Origin of the sequence: Paenibacillus sp. UASWS1643, from assembly GCF_008693195.1 — a bacterium.
Taxonomy (GTDB): domain Bacteria; phylum Bacillota; class Bacilli; order Paenibacillales; family Paenibacillaceae; genus Paenibacillus; species Paenibacillus amylolyticus_B.
Genome location: NZ_VXKZ01000113.1, coordinates 74,567 through 91,167 on the forward strand (window position 1 = coordinate 74,567; position 16,601 = coordinate 91,167).

The 16,601-nt window shown below is 48.2% G+C and carries 15 protein-coding genes; 7 read left to right on the forward strand and 8 right to left on the reverse strand.

Going from position 1 to position 16,601, the window contains the following annotated elements; translation table 11 throughout:
• Window positions 1–264: 264 nt before the first annotated feature.
• Entirely contained in the window at window positions 265–555 is a 291-nt protein-coding gene (locus tag FE296_RS20690) for a hypothetical protein (protein WP_124117151.1), read from the forward strand.
• 59 nt (window positions 556–614) lie between these two features.
• Here the strand turns inward: FE296_RS20690 and FE296_RS20695 are convergent, their stop codons facing one another.
• A complete protein-coding gene (locus tag FE296_RS20695; protein ID WP_223868966.1) occupies window positions 615–2,270 on the reverse strand; it encodes a PucR family transcriptional regulator in 1,656 nt (551 codons plus the stop codon).
• A gap of 204 nt (window positions 2,271–2,474) precedes the next feature.
• Here FE296_RS20695 and ald point away from each other — a divergent pair, with 204 nt between their 5' ends.
• A complete protein-coding gene (ald, locus tag FE296_RS20700; RefSeq protein WP_150366155.1) occupies window positions 2,475–3,608 on the forward strand; it encodes an alanine dehydrogenase in 1,134 nt (377 codons plus the stop codon).
• A 168-nt stretch (window positions 3,609–3,776) separates the two neighbouring features.
• On the opposite strand, the gene FE296_RS20705 is transcribed toward ald, so the two are convergent.
• Window positions 3,777–4,694: a PD-(D/E)XK nuclease family protein gene (locus FE296_RS20705; RefSeq protein ID WP_150366156.1), complete on the reverse strand. Its 918-nt coding sequence runs from the start codon at window positions 4,692–4,694 to the stop codon at window positions 3,777–3,779.
• Between the two features lie 514 nt (window positions 4,695–5,208).
• Here FE296_RS20705 and FE296_RS20710 point away from each other — a divergent pair.
• Complete coding sequence (locus tag FE296_RS20710) at window positions 5,209–5,892, forward strand: serine/threonine protein kinase (RefSeq protein WP_124117154.1); 684 nt, start codon at window positions 5,209–5,211, stop codon at window positions 5,890–5,892.
• 275 nt (window positions 5,893–6,167) lie between these two features.
• Here the strand turns inward: FE296_RS20710 and FE296_RS33500 are convergent, their stop codons facing one another.
• Both FE296_RS33500 and FE296_RS20715 read right to left on the reverse strand, forming a co-directional pair.
• Complete coding sequence (locus tag FE296_RS33500; protein ID WP_223868967.1) at window positions 6,168–6,536, reverse strand: helix-turn-helix transcriptional regulator; 369 nt, start codon at window positions 6,534–6,536, stop codon at window positions 6,168–6,170.
• Window positions 6,514–7,164: a cupin domain-containing protein gene (locus FE296_RS20715; protein ID WP_223868968.1), complete on the reverse strand. Its 651-nt coding sequence runs from the start codon at window positions 7,162–7,164 to the stop codon at window positions 6,514–6,516. Before FE296_RS20715 ends, FE296_RS33500 begins: the two co-directional genes overlap by 23 nt.
• A gap of 129 nt (window positions 7,165–7,293) precedes the next feature.
• Between FE296_RS20715 and FE296_RS20720 the strand changes: the two genes are divergently transcribed.
• Both FE296_RS20720 and FE296_RS20725 read left to right on the forward strand, forming a co-directional pair.
• On the forward strand, window positions 7,294–8,181 hold the full coding sequence (locus FE296_RS20720; protein WP_076214488.1) for a sugar phosphate isomerase/epimerase family protein: 888 nt from the start codon (window positions 7,294–7,296) through the stop codon (window positions 8,179–8,181).
• Between the two features lie 48 nt (window positions 8,182–8,229).
• On the forward strand, window positions 8,230–9,285 hold the full coding sequence (locus tag FE296_RS20725) for a Gfo/Idh/MocA family protein (RefSeq protein WP_150366157.1): 1,056 nt from the start codon (window positions 8,230–8,232) through the stop codon (window positions 9,283–9,285).
• A 307-nt stretch (window positions 9,286–9,592) separates the two neighbouring features.
• On the opposite strand, the gene FE296_RS20730 is transcribed toward FE296_RS20725, so the two are convergent.
• A complete protein-coding gene (locus tag FE296_RS20730; RefSeq protein WP_150366158.1) occupies window positions 9,593–10,912 on the reverse strand; it encodes a glycoside hydrolase family 125 protein in 1,320 nt (439 codons plus the stop codon).
• A 418-nt stretch (window positions 10,913–11,330) separates the two neighbouring features.
• Here FE296_RS20730 and FE296_RS20735 point away from each other — a divergent pair, with 418 nt between their 5' ends.
• The gene (locus FE296_RS20735; RefSeq protein WP_190945396.1) at window positions 11,331–12,392 is read left to right on the forward strand and encodes a LacI family DNA-binding transcriptional regulator; all 1,062 of its coding nucleotides are present in this window, start codon (window positions 11,331–11,333) and stop codon (window positions 12,390–12,392) included.
• 227 nt (window positions 12,393–12,619) lie between these two features.
• Here FE296_RS20735 and FE296_RS20740 read toward each other — a convergent pair whose 3' ends face one another.
• From FE296_RS20740 to FE296_RS20750, 3 genes are all read right to left on the reverse strand, one after another.
• The gene (locus FE296_RS20740) at window positions 12,620–14,233 is read right to left on the reverse strand and encodes a hypothetical protein (protein ID WP_150366160.1); all 1,614 of its coding nucleotides are present in this window, start codon (window positions 14,231–14,233) and stop codon (window positions 12,620–12,622) included.
• Entirely contained in the window at window positions 14,211–14,786 is a 576-nt protein-coding gene (locus tag FE296_RS20745; RefSeq protein WP_124117161.1) for an RNA polymerase sigma factor, read from the reverse strand. Before FE296_RS20745 ends, FE296_RS20740 begins: the two co-directional genes overlap by 23 nt.
• 226 nt (window positions 14,787–15,012) lie before the next feature.
• Entirely contained in the window at window positions 15,013–15,528 is a 516-nt protein-coding gene (locus FE296_RS20750; RefSeq protein WP_150366161.1) for a mismatch-specific DNA-glycosylase, read from the reverse strand.
• A 120-nt stretch (window positions 15,529–15,648) separates the two neighbouring features.
• On the opposite strand from FE296_RS20750, the gene FE296_RS20755 reads away from it, so the two are divergent.
• Entirely contained in the window at window positions 15,649–16,569 is a 921-nt protein-coding gene (locus FE296_RS20755) for an AEC family transporter (RefSeq protein WP_150366318.1), read from the forward strand.
• Window positions 16,570–16,601 lie beyond the last annotated feature (32 nt).

Consider the following 16,601-nt stretch of genomic DNA (forward strand, 5'->3'; position numbering starts at 1 on the left):
ACAAAATTGAGACTATATTGAGACGCGCAATTGGGTGTGAAGTGATAGAATCTTGTTAAAAGCCAATTTATAGGAAATATTCAAAACAGCGGACATGGAAACGTTTAACACGGTATATAGACGCCTCCACGCTTCTTCTCAACGTAATGAATCATTCCGCCGATCAAGCACAACCAACATGCATAAGAGCTTTACTGATCTCGAATTCATGCTTCCCTTTCATTCCCTACTACCAGCCCGATATTCCAGGAAAGGCGGATTTGTGTGAGAATAAACCTCGATATCTGTAATCTGAGCGGACAACTTGGAATCAATCCCAAACGACTCAATGAATGGCTGCACCAAAGTGGCATTTCAATGGAGGACAATGAAGCAGAACAGGAAGGACGTCCCGACCGGTCGTCACCCCCGTATCGGCTGGCTGCTCCTTCATCATTATCACTGGCACCTTCCTCCGGTCAAACGAAGCTTTATCGGGGCCGACGCTCCACATCCACTCTGCAACGCCTGCCTGCTTCATTACGACATACCCGGCGAATTAGTAAAAACTGCTAGACTGTGCTCAAGGTAGTGTAAGATCGATGCACAGTCTGTCTTGCATCCCTTTCACCTCATCAAGAGGATTGCCACTGTCCATTCTCAATCATCGCGTGCGCGAGCAGCGCCATCTCCAGACAGATTCTTCTCCCTTGATCCATGTAACCTGGACCCATCAGTTCTTCCAGCTTCTCCAGTCTGTTGTACAACGTTTGCCGATGAATAAATAACTGGGCGGCCGCATCCCGCTTGGAACCAAAGTTCTGCAGGTAAGCATCTAACGTCTCTACCAATCGCAGGTGGTGCGTTTGGTCATGTTCAATCAACATACCCAGGTGATCCTGGACAAAGGGTTGCAGGAAGGATTGGGGTAACGCCTTTAACATTTGATATATACCCATACGTTCGTAAAAGTGAACATGTTCCATCGAATCTACCGATCTCGAAACTTCGATCACCTGGTAGGCCTCCTGAAGGCTCTCCGGCAGGCTGGTCAAACGGTTGCGTAACTTGCCAAATCCTACATGAATCATAACCTGTTTCAAGTTACGACTGGCAAACCGTTTCACGTCCTGGGCAATCCCTTCCAGTAATCGCAGCAGTTGATGACGTGCAGCGGCCGTTACCGCTTCCTTCGCACAGCACAGATATACCTGGTTGTTCTTCAGCATAATCAAGCTAGGCAGATTGTTCTTCTTGAGCAGGGAACGCAGCAGGACAAGAACATCCTGATGATTGGCTTCCATTCGCTCCCGGCCTGTACCCTTCAATTGATGCTCAATCTCGATGACCCCTCCTGCAAACCAGTACTGTCCCTTCACCAGCAAACGAAGCCCCATTCGGGTCTGAGCCTGTTCCTCCTGATGGATGTTGCCATTCATCAGATCCTGGATCAGTTCATTCTGATTGCGGACCATCTTCTCCTCAAGAAACTGGGAACGAAGCGTGAGCGCTGCCGCCGCCTTCGCTGTATAGTCGAGCAACAGCTTGAGATATTCAACTGGAGCCGCAGGATGCACAATCATGCCTACAGCAGAAAATACCTGGCCGAAACAGACGACCGGATGACATAACAGAGCCTTCTCTTCGTTCAATTGGAACCATAATTCGGTATCTGAATCATTCAGATCCAGATGTTCTACCTCTTGCTCATACCAGGTATAGATGGCCTGTTCCATCTCCGGAACAAGTTCGGGCACAAAACTGCCCGGCTCCATGGACGAAATGTACACCACCGGTTTTGCAGCGTACTCATACAACAGGTTCAGCACAGCAGACATATCCGTACTCTGTAATGTTCGTTGCTGAAGCTGACGAGAGTATGCTTCGAGACTTTTCAGCAGTTGATGTTGATGATTAATGAGCAGAGAGTGAATATCCTGTGTAATCTCGACAAAACGGACCGGTTGCTCAAATACGATCAGCGGAAACTGGTGTCTGTCCGCCAGTTCAATCAGTTCTTCCGGGATCCCGTATATGCTGGTACCAAACTCCACACATAACCCCGCTGCCTCACTGCCAATGAGCTGGAGCAGATACTCTTCACGCCCTTCTTCCGATTGAAGCCACAGTCCAGTGGATAAAATAAGATCATGGGGGCTTACGAATGGAGATACATTCGTAATCTCCAATACATGAACCCAGCCAACCTGACGGTTCACTCCATCCTTCCCTGCCGCTAGTCGTGCTCGGCCAAATACCGGACGTGCAAGGATATCTTTGATCGTAAACACACGGTCATTCCGCAATGGCGATCCCTCTTCGTGTTATTTTTTCTTACATTATAATCCATGGACAAATGTCCTGAACAGTCTTTTTCGACAATATGTTGAGTTCAATTCCTAAAGATTAGACATCAAGTAAGGTGCAAAACGATTATTCAAGTCATAAACTTGTAGTATAAGCTAACAACCAATAAATGGACGAGGTGCATGGTGATGAGAATCGGAATTCCCAAAGAAATCAAGAATAATGAGAATCGTGTAGCAATGACTCCGGCCGGGGCTGCTGATTTCATCAGAGCCGGTCACCAGGTACTGATTGAACAAGGCGCGGGGATCGGCAGTGGATTCACGGATCATGAATATCAAACTGCGGGCGCCGAGATTCGGATTGATGCCAAGTCAGTGTGGACCGAAGCCGATATGATCATCAAGGTGAAAGAACCGCTTGCCAGTGAATATGGATATTTTCGTCCGGGACTGATTCTGTTCACCTACTTGCACCTCGCAGCGGAACCGGAGCTTGCCAAAGCCCTTATTAAAAGTCGGGTAACGGCTATTGCGTATGAGACATTGGAGGTCAACAGTGCTCTACCCCTGCTAACCCCTATGAGTGAAGTTGCAGGCCGCATGGCCTCCCAGATCGGAGCACAGTTACTGGAGAAGACCGAAGGTGGCAAGGGCATTCTGTTGTCCGGTGTACCAGGCGTCAGTCGGGGGAAAGTGGTCATTATCGGTGGCGGAACGGTGGGAACAAATGCAGCCAAGATTGCTATTGGTCTTGGCGCCGATGTGACCATCCTTGATCTGAATCTGAATCGTCTGCGCCAGTTGGATGATATCTTTGGCAATCAGATCCACACGCTGGTATCCAGCCCATCCAACATTGCAGCAGCTGTTGCGGCAGCAGATCTGTTGATCTGTGCAGTGCTGATTCCGGGCGCCAAAGCGCCAACACTTGTCAGCGAGCAAGTGGTTAAGACGATGGCACCGGGTTCGGTCATTGTGGATGTGGCGATTGATCAAGGTGGGATCGTTGAGACCATTGATCACATCACAACCCACGATGAACCGACCTATGTGAAACATGGCGTCGTGCATTACGCGGTGGCGAACATGCCGGGCGCTGTGCCGCGTACATCTACGGTGGCGCTAACCAACGCCACCATGCCTTATGCGCTGCAGCTGGCCAACCACGGTGCAGCCGCCGCGATTCGCGGCAGTTCGTCCATTCGCAGCGCGGTCAATGCGCTGAATGGACACATCACGTATGAGGCGGTTGCCCGCGATCTCGGGCATGCCTATGTTCCTGCGGGTCAGGCGCTGGAGAATGCCGCCGCCGTCCAGTAATCTTGAACTGATCGTTCCACCCCGGTGCCATGTCGCTAGGCCTGTGGAACGCGATAGAAGCGCGAGTCGGGCAGATGATGTACCCGGCTGGCGCTTCTTGATTTTTTTCACATATAGGATAGATTGTTGGTTGGTACAAGACCTTTAGGTTCCTCCGGTTTTGGCGCTTCAGACCGCTCGCTCACTGCATACTTCGCGGAAGTTGCAATCCCGGCAGGACCGGTGCGATGGCATCGCTGTGAAGTAGGTGACGTCCTTGGGGCGGTTATAATACTCATCCTCCACGCAGGATCGCATCTCCTCAATGTAACGACCCACGTTCTCCTCCACCTTCCGGATATCCTCTTCTGTGGCTGTAAACTCTCGGTGTTTTCCGGTTAACAGATACTCCACTCTCAGCTCAATCTGTTCCAAGGGAACCCGGTAGTGCTCTCTTACATAGGATGCGTACAGCATTAGCTGATCGGAGAAGTCATCTTCCTTGCCGGTCTTCCAGTCCACAATGACAATATTGCCGTTACTGCGCCGATACAATAAGTCCATCTTCACATACACGCGTGTATCGTGCAGCATCATGGTATCCCATTTCTCAATCTCCAAAATATCCGTACTCGCGCGGGACAGGTCCTCCCACGTGAGCGTCTGATACAGGTTACCGACACAGGCCGAAGCTCGCTCTTTGATCGTCGCTATTCGGTCATTCAACGTGTCATCTCCGTAATACATCTCAGACAACATCACCCGGTTCTTGGGGTCTAGCCGCCACTGATCCTGGTCCATGGACTCCACATACGCCTGATTGAGCAGCTTGCGCATCGTCTGTTCCAGAAAGTGCTCACGCGGTTTATCTTTACCTTCTTCCCTGCTGCGAACCGCAGATTCACACATCCGGTGGGCGAGGTCACCGAATACAAGGTAAAGATTACTGAGCTGCTTCAACCGATACAGACGTATCTGCATCTCATCAGCCGACTCTGCCTTCCAGCCGTTATGGGCTCCATAATAATGATAATAATATTTGCGCAGGCACTCATCAAACATACTCGCCCGCGACTGCGAATAAGACCATTGCGGGTATTGTGCCATAAGAATTTCTGCCTTTCTGTATGCCGGATCTGCATGAGATCCCTTAATGCTCACAGTATAAAGCCCGGGCAACCTTGTCGCAAGCTCGCTTCCGTTATTTTCTTCTGACGCAACCGTTTCCGATTCGATCCGTATCGTTTATATAGTAACATCACCAAAAGATGAAATTGCGGAGCAGAACGCTTAATATACTTTATAGAGGGCAGCGAATCCGGGACCTGGATGCTAGTACGGGTCTAGCCCGGGGCCAGTGCGGGCCCGGCGCTAACGAATCTCACACACCTTATCATGTGGATCTTGAGGTTTTACAGAATCTAACGAACCACAGACACTCTAATTAGTCTTATTTCGGTTGTAGGACGTATTTATTGCAAGCAAATGAGTCAATAGCGTGTCTCTAATTCGTTACATTTTTAGATCTGGCGCTTTACGTGAAATAAGACTTACTCGGTTCGTTAGAAAATGATTATATGAAAAATATTGTACAGGCATATCCTAAAAGGAGGCACCACCCATGAATCGACCGGATTGGTTCCAGGCGGAAGAAGCATTACAACATATCCAAGTCATCGGAAGCGACCGGAATGAGCTCGTGAACATCATCGGCGATGCAGAAGGATTGAATTGCATTGGCACAGGTACGGATGCGGCTGTATTTACGTATGACGGCTTGCCGCAGTATGCCTTCAAGATGTACTCGGATCATGCCTTGGACAAACTCGAAAATGAAAAACAGGTATACGAGCAGCTCAAAGGCCTGCCATACTTCCCTACCTATTACGGCAGCGGCCGGAATGTACTCGTGATCAGTTTTGAACCCGGGGATACGTTGCTGGAATGTTTGGAAAAGGGAATCCACGTCCCCGAGCAGGTGATGCTCGATGTGGACGCAGCGCGAGAAGCCGTTCGCAGCCGTGGGCTGAACCCTCGCGACATTCATCTAAAAAATGTAATTCTCCAGAACGGACGCGGGAAAGTGATTGACGTATCCGAGTATATTCAGGACGGCAATGACAATCGCTGGGAGCATCTGGTTTGGGCCTATCACAACATCTATCCACGGATCAAAGGAACGCCCATATCTCCACGCATGCTGCAAACGATCAAATGGGGATACAATCAGTTCGATCATGCCAACGTCAAAATGGACGACCTCGCCAAGAAAGCCAATCGTCTGTTCTCCAGATTTATGAAATGAGCACGTTGTACACATAGATGATTGTCTTGATATTATTGAATCAAAACCACCCGGATAATAAGCCTTGAAGAGGCCTTTATCCGGGTTATTCTTTGTATATGTGCGTATGCGTATGATTATGGTTACGGTAATCACTGCCGTGTGCTCTGCTTCTACTTCTACTTCTACTTCTACTTCTGCTTCTGCTTCTGCTCACATTTGCGACTGCGAGTTACTTAGGGTCACAATCATCTTTATAGACATTTTATTCGAGACTAATGCTAAACCGGTCGCGCTCAACCTTCTTTTCTCCCCCGTCCCTGCGAGGGGGTCATGCCCTTGTATTGTTTGTATAACTTCGTAAAATAATTGGCGTTATCACAGCCGACTCTGACGGCGATCTCTGAAATGGTCAGACTACTGCCTTGCAGCAGTTGCTCTGCCTCACTCATTCTGCACCCGTTCACGTATTCCACAAAAGTACGTCCGGTCAGCTTTTTGAACATTTTGCAGAAGTGATACGCATTCAGTCCCACGTGGCTTGCCGCTTCCGTAACAGACATCTTACCTGTGGGGTCCGTTTCAATCTGTGCAATCAACTGTTTGAAACGTTCGCGGTTTGGAAAATACGATCCGACCGATCTATCCGGTAGCTGCTGCGGCATAAAGGTTCGCGCAAGCAGGGTGAATAGCGGGAATTTCTCCATAATCCACGCTCCAAGTGTCCGGAAGTTTGGCTGACGGATTCACACGGCCATCCATGATCTCGACAAGCGCTTGGCCGCCAAGCAAGGCATGCAGCTTGGATTTCACCACGAGCTGATAAGCCGGGGGCTGTAACTCCATTTCCTCCACAGCTTCATTCAGCAAGGAGTAATAGCCTGTACAGGCTGTGTTTTCCTCTGCCGGTTTGACCGGAAACCTCACCCTTCCTTCCAAATACGGCGCGACATATTGCTCATGCACAGGATCATGAGTGAAATCATGGAACAGTGCACGGTTGACCACAACGGAATCATAATGCACATCCCCCTCGTCCAGAGCATATCCGACATGCAATGTACCTCCAGGAATGATAATGACCTCACCTGCTCGAACCTCATAAGGTTTGCTATCAATATGAAAAAGCGCACTGCCCTTGCGCATGATAATCAACTCAAAATGTTCATGCCAATGCAAATACAGAATACATTCTTCAGCTTTCATATCTGAACACCGATTTTGAAACAGCTGAAATGGATGTGATTTATGGTCAATTCGGGTATTTTCGTGAAGCGCTTTCAGATCCAGCACGACTTCTTCCCCCTCTTCACAAGATCCGACTATTATTACACAAGATTGTTTAGAGCCATCCCGTTAATCCACGGCTATAATGAGTGTGTCACGAAGTACTATAAGCCAATATTGGAGTGAAATACAACCATGAATAAATCATTACGCATCGGTACCCTAGTAGGCGGGCAGGACGCCGTCCGCGTTATCCCGCAGATCATGCAACACGGCTTTGAATCATTTAACCTGACGTTCTGGCAAACAACTGGCGACCTGGATCTGGCTGAGACAGCCAAACGTGTCCGTGAAATCGTGGACGAACAGGGTATTGTCATCTCCGCGGTGAGTGTATTTGGTAACCCGCTCACCGGAGCGGGAGACAACGCGGATACACTCGCGAGCTGGGAGCGAGTCATCGATCATGCACAGCTCTTCGGTGCAGATATCGTCTCCGGGTTCACCGGACGTCTGACCGATCAACCCATTAACGAGTCCATCCCCCGGTTCAAGGAAGTATTTGGTGAACTGGCACGCCGGGCAGCAGACCGGGGTGTACGGATTGCTTTTGAAAACTGTGATATGGGAGGAACCTGGCAGACAGGCGACTGGAACATTGCCCATAACCCGACGGCCTGGGAGATGATGTTTGATGCTGTTCCAGATGAAAATGTAGGCTTGGAGTGGGAGCCTTGCCATCAAATGTCCAGCCTGATCGATCCTATTCCACAGCTACGCAAATGGGCTCACAAAGTCTTCCACGTACATGGCAAAGATGCCACGATTGCCTGGGATATTGTCAAGGAATACGGCGTGCATGGACCACGTGAATTTGTCTGGCACCGCACACCCGGCTTCGGGGATAACAACTGGGCAGACATTATCACCATTCTGCGTCAGAACGGTTATCAGGGCACGATTGATATTGAAGGCTGGCATGATCCCGTTTACAAAGACGAACTCGAAATGACCGGACAGGTGCATGCATTGCGATATTTGAAACAATGCCGCGGCGGCGATTTTGTGCCCAATCCGGTATAGGAAACCATGCGAGCTGTATAACACAATCCATATGAAGGAGATGAGCGGATGAGTCATCCTTATCAGGTAATTATCGCTGGCTGCGGTGCCATGGCGAACACATGGGCAGACTACGCCTTGCAAAGACCGGATACGGAGATCGTTGGGCTGGTCGATCTGTATGAACAGACAGCCATTACTTTTGCTACTAGACATAGTCTCACCTGCCCTACGTTCACCGATATCCGTGAGGCCATTCAAACGACTGGTGCAAATATCGTATTCGATGTCACGATTCCGGCGAGTCATTACGGCATTGCCATGACAGCGCTGAAGGAAGGATGTCATGTATTTGGCGAAAAACCACTGGCAGAGTCCTTCTCCGACTGCACAGATATTGTGCAAACCGCTCGCAGCACAGGACACATTCAAGCCGTCATGCAGAATCGTCGTTTTGATCCGCGTATCCGCGCCTACCAGCACCTCATTTCCGGCGGAGCTATAGGGCAGGTAGGTTACGCAGGGGCTGACTTTTTCCTCGGGCCACACTTCGGCGGATTCCGTGATCTGATGGATAGTCCGCTGCTGCTCGATATGGCCATACATACCTTTGATCAGGCACGATATATACTCGGGGCCAACCCGGTATCAGTGTACTGCCATGAGTTCAATCCTCCAGGTTCCTGGTATCAGGGCAATGCGATGGCGTTATGTATATTTGAAATGTCCGACGGGTCCGTACTCAACTATCGCGGATCCTGGTGCGCAGAAGGCGTACCCACATCATGGGAAGCAAGCTGGCGCGTAATCGGTGAAAAAGGAACCGCCATCTGGGATGGTCATGATGACATTTATGCTGAGGTGGTTACTGCGCAAAGCCTGGATGCTGACGGCAAACCATCCTTTTTTCAGCCAAGTGAGCGCATTGAAGCGGAACTGCCGATCATGGAGAAAACAGGACACCATGGCTGCCTAGAAGACATGTTTGCCGCACTGGAATCCGGCCGACTGCCTGAGACCGATTGCAGTGATAACCAGTTCAGCATGGCTATGGTCCTCGCTTCCCTGGAAAGCGCCCGCACAGGACAGAAAGTCTTCATCGCCGATCTACTGAAAAACACATAGCGAAGCGCCTGTGTTTTTCAATTAAACAAAGCCCAAACTGCAAAGTTCAGCAGTTTGGGCTTTGTTGTTTTTACCTACTCTTCTATTCTAAAAATGATGTCGTTCAAAAAACAGTCGCGCTCGATAGTAAAAGTAGTGCAGGGAACGAAATCGATTCTGAAGAAACGAAGTGTTCGCCTTTATCACCGGATTTCGACTTTACAAAAGTCGATCAGGAAATCCGGGGATAACAGCGATCAAAAGAACGATTCGTAACCGGAACGGCTGCTTCACGAGCAGTAAGAACTCTTTTTTTATAATGTATCTTTTATAGAATTCCTTTTTTCATTGCCTTATACACCAGTTGCGAGAACAGACTGTTGGACCAGGCAAACCACGGTCTTGTGAACGTGTTAGGATCATCGGCGTGGAAACCCTCGTGCATATATCCGGTACCAGCATCCGTGTTCTCCAGCAATTCAATCATGGCCAGCATTTCCTCGTCATTGTCTGCGGTCAAGCCCTGCATGGATAGCGCCATGTGCCAGATGTATCCCGGCGGGGTGTGGGGGCTACCGATCCCTTTGGCTACCTTCCCTTCATAGTAGAACGGATTCTCCCTACTCAAAATGAAGCGGCGTGTGTTCTGATACACAGCATCCTCCACCGGAGCAAACTCCATATACGGGATGGACATCAGTCCAGGCGTGCCCGCATCATCCATCAAACAAAAGTTACCGTAACCGTCCGTCTCATAGGCATAAATCTGCCCATACTCTGGATGACGATAAGTACCATACAGGGAGATCCCATGCCTTATTTCTTCTTCCAATCGAGCCATCCGGCTCACCAGTTGTTCATCCCGAAATACCCACTTCGCAATCTCCCCCATCTGGCGCAAGGTTACCGCAGCGAACATATTCGCCGGAATATTATAATGAAAATCACAGGCATCATCGCTCGGACGGAATCCGGACCAGATCATACCCGTGTAATTCACAGGCATACCCAACCCCTCATTACGCAGCGTATCATGAGCTGGACAATTGCGACGCATGAACCGGTAAGATGAACGCTCTGCATGATGCTGCTCTGTCTCCCATAGGTCTACGATATTCCCCATCACTTTCTTGAAGCGCTCGTCAAATATATCCGTGAGTTCAGTTTCCCGCCAATATGTATAAGCTAGCTTCATGGAGAAACAGAGGGAATCCAGTTCAAACTTCCGTTCCCACACCCAAGGTGACATCTCCGTCTCATCATTGGCATCCCAATGCCATCCATTCGCCGTTTCATTGAACGCATTGGCATAGATATCCTTATCAGCATAAAATGTATGCTTTTTGATCAGGCCTCCGATGATTCGCTGCAACTTCTCGTCATCCTTCGCAAGTGGAACATAATGCATGACCTGCTCTACGGAATCCCTTAACCACATCGCGGGAATATCCCCTGTTATCACAAAGGTTGTTCCATCCTCCAGTAGCTTCGTGGTCGTTTCCAGTGTATTGGGAAAACAATTACGAAACTGAGTCAGCAATCTCGGTCGATGTTGCAAACGCTCGTCTGCCTCAGTCAGAATATCCTGCACAGCTTGTGGCAACTCCAGATGCGGCATAGGGATTTTCGGTAATCTGAACTGTTCCATGGATTTCGTCTCCTTTGAATTGAGGTTTTATGTATAAGTTGATAAAAGATTATTTACACTGGCACTACGATGACAGAACAACTTTCCAATCGCTGTTATCCCCAGATTTTTTCGATCCCCTTTCTCAAGGGGAAATCCGGTGATAAAGGCGAGGTTTATGCTTCCGATGCAGCTTTCTTTCAGAAAGCTTTTAGCTTCGCTTCTTCAGTTTATTTCTGCCCTCTCCGTTATCGTGTAAATGTTTAGTTGAACATATATAGATTGGATCTATCACTCCAATATATATTGTTATTTTTGTTATGATAAATTATAATAACATTATTATTTGTAAGTGTACTGTGTCCGAAGATGATCGTCAATTCTTAGAGGTCATCTCAATGGATTTATGCAGTTCGCTCACATACGAAGGAGTAATGATATGTCACGCAAAGTATCCATTCAGACGCTGGCTGACCAGCTCGGATTATCCAAATATGCCGTCTCCCGCGCACTCAGTGGCAAGACGGGTGTCAGTGAAGCGACACGCGCACGGGTACTGGAACTCGCTCGGGCATTGGGATATCGCCAAAGCACTCCGGGTACTGCCAACGGTCCTGCTACCGCAAACCATGTTGATCCTTCCGATCCCCCGTTTGTTCTCATATGCATGAATCAGCTTAACCGCGGTGAACCCCACTACTGGCAACGTGTTCTGTCAGGCATGATCTCCGCCTGCAATGAGCGTGGTTGGCATCATGCCATTGTATCTCCCTCACTCGGAGTGACGGACGAGAACACCTCTCCCGAAAAAGCTATTGCTCCTCATTTGGACTGGGAACGTTGTGCAGGAATTATTGTCATGGGTGCTTTTCCTCATACGGTTCTGCAACGCCTCTCTCAGACGGGTCGGCCTATTATTCTCGTAGATCATCAGGAGCCGCTGCTGAATTGTGATACGATCAGCCATGATAATCTGGAAGCTGGCATTACTGTTGCGAGATATCTAATGTCTATGCATTGCCGACGGATCGGCCTCATCACAGATGATGGTCGTGCTGCAAGCTTCGCGCAGCGGAAGATCGGGATTGAGTTGGCCTTAAATCATTTCCATGTGGATAAAAGTCATACGACCAGCTTCAGAGAATGGAATATTCCGTATGAGAACGGCGAATGGGTTAACCAGTTGGCTACCACCATTCAAAACATGCCAGATGATGAACGTCCCGATGCCTGGATTGGTGTTAATGATGATATTGCCTTGCAGTGGATGCACAAATTACAGGAGATGGGCATCTCCACACCTAAAGATTGCCTTGTCATCGGTATCGACAATGTACACTCTGCCGTTACGTCTTCCCCGCCTCTGACCACAGTTAATCTGTGCAAAGAGGAACTCGGACAACGTGCCGTTGAAGCTTTACAACGCCGGATCGATCGCCCGGGAACGCCGAAGGAAACCGTTATGTTATCGACCACCTTGATTCCAAGGGAATCTGCATAATTCGGAAAAGGTAACCGCTTTTTTCTGAAGATGAATTCGTTAGGTACTTGCCTTCGCCGTAAATCTGGTACATACAAAAGAGGCCCCGCATACCATTATGCAGTGCCTTTTCGTATATTAGGCTTATATCCTTATATATCTATACATTCACACTTAAATCTGTTGATCCATCCTTATACATCCATTCGAAGTTTTCATTTACTTCATGGCTGAGGATTGTACTATGGTTATTTCAGCCAAGGCAGGCTATCGTACGATGGAAGATCCACTTCCCAATTCACATCGCGATACTCTCTATTGACTACTGTTCTTTTCAAAGTGAATTTTGTACCCTTTTCTTCGTTAAACCCCCGAATTTTTAATTGCAGATCATCTTCAACGTATTCACCGTTATTATTAGGTTGATCCGGATAACCGTTCACTTCAACAGGATACTCTTTTCCATCCGAATCTACTGCAACCCAGCGATCACCCATGAAAGCATTTCGGAACGTCCCACTCCCCTTCAGAACTAGTGAATACCCTTCCTTTACATCAATCTTCGGAGGATCATACGATTCCATCAGTGGCTCGTACTCAAAATCATAGAATAATATTTTATCTCCAAGCTGTTCAAATTGTGCAAAAGTATAAAAATTCGTGTCCTTACGCCTCTTCTCCAGATCAACTTCCACTGATTTCTCTTCCTTCACCGGGAGGGTGTAACCATCCAGAACAAAGCGAATGTTCTTCGCATCTACCGTTACAAACGCAGGGTCCCATGTCTCTGACAACTTCAACGGCCCACCATTCCTTAAGTCACTCTGATCTTGGAGTCGAAACTTGGCTTGACGGGCATCTGGTCTTATTCCATTGAAGATTCGATATTCATTTGTTTCAGGAATCTCAAGATGGTAGATGATACTCATATAGCTCGCCCAATTCTCATCAACTTTGCCACGAAGCTTATCATCCAGCTTCACATTTAGGTCAAGCCGGGTTCCGTTTGGCGTGCGTACAAGCTGTGTCATATCAAGCTTTAGTCCTTCTGGCGTCGTATATGTCTTATCCATAGAATTTTCAACAGCCAATAATTTAGCTTTGGTCATATCGATATTGAATTGGAAGCTCCAATCCACCGTAACATCTCTATCTTCGTAGGATTTTTTCTCGTAATCATAATATCTGCCCACATTTAAATTACGCAGTTCACCCCGCACGACCACCTGATCCGGAATTTCATCATGCAACTGGAAAACCACTCGTTCAGTTACGGAGCCCTTCGTTCTGGTATCTCTTGCAAGAGTCGCAACCTGTCGCCCCTCTTCATCCGTAATATGAATTCTCCCCATCCCAGACAATAACCGTGACAATCCTAATCCATCAGGTGTTATTTGTTGCATGGTCATCACAATCTGAGAACGATCGACCAGAACATCTTCAATCTTGAGCGTATAGCCCTGGTCATTAATATTGATGTTCGGATTAACGACAAGCCCGAGAGGTTTAAGACGTTTGTAATCATCTGCAAAATATGAATATTTCAATGCTTCAGGCACAGGGATGTTAGGCAATGGCAGACGATCCACAGCATTTACCGCGGGTTGTGCTGGCTCTGTTGTTCGGTCAAAAGCAAACCAGGCCCCTCCGGCAAAGATCACAACTGCCGCGGCGGCGATCCCCGTCCGGCGCATCCAATGCGCTCTCATGGATTTTTTCACGAATGGATTTTCAGCTTCGCCACTTTCCATGGACACGCCATCCAGCTTCTGCATGAGCTTAAGCGTAAAATCCGCATCCGGCTCCTCTCGATACAAATGCTCCTCCCACAACCGATCCTCATCCCTTGAAATAGGCTTCATACGTAGCTAAACCTCCTTTGCGTTCCATTTGCTTCCTCAGCGTCTTTTTCCCGCGATAAAGGGCGTTGCGCACTTTGGTTGAACTCATGCCAGTAATATCCGCAATCTCTTCATAGCTCAACTCGTTTGTGTACTTCAGTAATAACACCAGCCGATACGAATCAGGCAACTGTTCGAGATGTCGATATATTTCACGCTGCATCTCTTTATGCAGCACACGTTTCTCCGGTGTTTCATTACTGACAGGTTCGATCCCTTGATCGACCACAGTCATCACGGGTTTCTTTTCCCTTATAAAATCCCGCATCCGATTCACCGCAATGGTGTACACCCACGACGAGAAACGACTCCCCTCCCGCCGTGACGGGAGATAGCGATAGATGCGAATGAACGTATCCTGAGCGAGATCCTGTGCATCCGGATGACTCGCACCCATTCCGCGCATGATGCCGTAGACTTTATTTTTATATCGATCCACAAGCACGGAGAACAACTGCTTATCCCCTGCAACAATGCGCTCAATAAGCTCCTCCTCCGGTATCTGTTGAGTCATGTAATCCCCCTTCTCTACAGCTTCCATGCATGGTTCTGTACTATATAGACGGAAGCCGTTCCCGAAACCTCTCACTTTATCCAAAAAAAAGAATTCGCCCTCATCGGCGAAGCCGACAGGGTGAACTCTGCGTACCAACATTCTGTGATTGTCGCTGCACATTCTCTATAGGTTTCGTGGTAGCCTATTACTGCTGCTATCTTACCTCTCCTGTCTTTCTCACCCCTTAATTTTCCCTATTCTTGTCCGCAACAAAATCAGCAAGCTGTGAATAAATCGCCACAATCTCATCCATCGACATGCGCACAAGTCCACTGGACGATGGAGCGACGAACTCCTGAATTTCCTTGACGACCGGGTCGTCCTGAAATCCCCATTGCACTTTGGAACGCTTGCTGTACTGGGTGTATACCCCTTTTCCTACAAAACAGGCGATGTCCGGCCGGTAGTCCTCCAGCTTTTGCCGCAAAATCTGGCGTCCTTCTGCGTACTCTTCCTTCATAATATCTTCCACACCTCTGGTGGGCCGGGCCACGATATTTGTGAATCCGTACCCCAGCTTCAGCAACTCTCCATCCTCTTGTGCATCATATAAACGCGGGGTTAATCCCGATCGTTCAAGAATGCGCCAGAACCGGTTACCTTTGTAAGCATAATGATGACCCGTCTCTCCAGACGTAATGCTCGGATTGAAGCCAATAAACAATATCGATAAACCAACATCCAGATGATCTGGAATCATATGCAACACCTCCTGATCTTTTTTAGCCTATTCCCACATTTGGTTGTGTATAAAATGATATAATGAGCAAAGCATTTTCGAAATCGGATTGAAATTTTCATGAAAAAGGAAGCTGAACTAATGATTGCAGACATCATGCTTGAAGTCGTCCTGCCCGTCTTTCTCCTCATTGCCGTCGGGTCCTGGATGCAAAAGGTGTTCAAGCTGGACTTGTACACCCTCGCGAAAATCAATTTCTATTGTATTACCCCCGCAGCCGTCTTTATGAGCATGTATCACTCGGATATGTCGGGCGAACTGCTCGGGACAGTGACACTCTTTTATGCGATATATGTATTGATTCTCTATATTGTAGGTTCTGTATTTGCGCGTTCACTTAAGATGAATAAAGGCATGAAGGCTGCCTTCAACAACAGTATTATGCTGGATAACGCAGGCAACTATGGATTGCCCATCAATGCACTGGTATTCCGCGGCGATCCACTCGCCTCTTCCATTCAGGCACTGGTCATGTCTTTGCAGGCATTACTGACATTCACCTATGGCGTGTTGTCCATTCAGGGCGCGAAGCTCAAAGGTAATTACCGTGCGGTGATTATTGGATTTCTTAAAATGCCTGTTCCGTATGCGCTCTTGCTGGGGATTCTGTTACACATGTGGAAGGTTCCCTTGCCTACGTTCCTGTCCATGCCGCTGACCTATGCGCAGCAAAGTATGGTTGCCGTGGCGCTTCTGACACTCGGAGCACAGATTGTAAAATATCCAATTCAACTATACCGTCTTGATGTGTATATTAGCACATTTTTGCGACTCCTGATCGGCCCGGCTATCGGAATTTCGATTGTGCTTCTGCTTGGGTTGGAAGGTATCGCTGCACAGGCACTCATTATCGCTTCGGGTATGCCGACCGGTGTCAACGCATCCATTCTCGCGGAAGAATACGATAACGAACCCGATTTTGCAGCCCAGACAGTGCTGATCTCAACGTTGCTTAATATCATCACAATTACGGCACTGATCTCTTATGCCAAAACGTTCTGAAACGAAAAATAAGTCCATGACCCATGAGCAGG

What these genes read in the sequence shown, in the direction of transcription:
- FE296_RS33500 (WP_223868967.1), bottom strand. Translation starts at nt 6,536, where the DNA reads ATGCCGCAGCAGCTACCGGATAGATCGGTCGGATCGTATTTTCCAAAC.
- FE296_RS20710 (WP_124117154.1), top strand. Translation starts at nt 5,209, where the DNA reads ATGAATCGACCGGATTGGTTCCAGGCGGAAGAAGCATTACAACATATC.
- FE296_RS20755 (WP_150366318.1), top strand. Translation starts at nt 15,649, where the DNA reads ATGATTGCAGACATCATGCTTGAAGTCGTCCTGCCCGTCTTTCTCCTC.
- FE296_RS20720 (WP_076214488.1), top strand. Translation starts at nt 7,294, where the DNA reads ATGAATAAATCATTACGCATCGGTACCCTAGTAGGCGGGCAGGACGCC.
- FE296_RS20735 (WP_190945396.1), top strand. Translation starts at nt 11,331, where the DNA reads ATGTCACGCAAAGTATCCATTCAGACGCTGGCTGACCAGCTCGGATTA.
- FE296_RS20725 (WP_150366157.1), top strand. Translation starts at nt 8,230, where the DNA reads ATGAGTCATCCTTATCAGGTAATTATCGCTGGCTGCGGTGCCATGGCG.
- FE296_RS20705 (WP_150366156.1), bottom strand. Translation starts at nt 4,694, where the DNA reads ATGGCACAATACCCGCAATGGTCTTATTCGCAGTCGCGGGCGAGTATG.
- FE296_RS20745 (WP_124117161.1), bottom strand. Translation starts at nt 14,786, where the DNA reads ATGACTCAACAGATACCGGAGGAGGAGCTTATTGAGCGCATTGTTGCA.
- FE296_RS20740 (WP_150366160.1), bottom strand. Translation starts at nt 14,233, where the DNA reads ATGAAGCCTATTTCAAGGGATGAGGATCGGTTGTGGGAGGAGCATTTG.
- ald (WP_150366155.1), top strand. Translation starts at nt 2,475, where the DNA reads ATGAGAATCGGAATTCCCAAAGAAATCAAGAATAATGAGAATCGTGTA.
- FE296_RS20750 (WP_150366161.1), bottom strand. Translation starts at nt 15,528, where the DNA reads ATGATTCCAGATCATCTGGATGTTGGTTTATCGATATTGTTTATTGGC.
- FE296_RS20730 (WP_150366158.1), bottom strand. Translation starts at nt 10,912, where the DNA reads ATGGAACAGTTCAGATTACCGAAAATCCCTATGCCGCATCTGGAGTTG.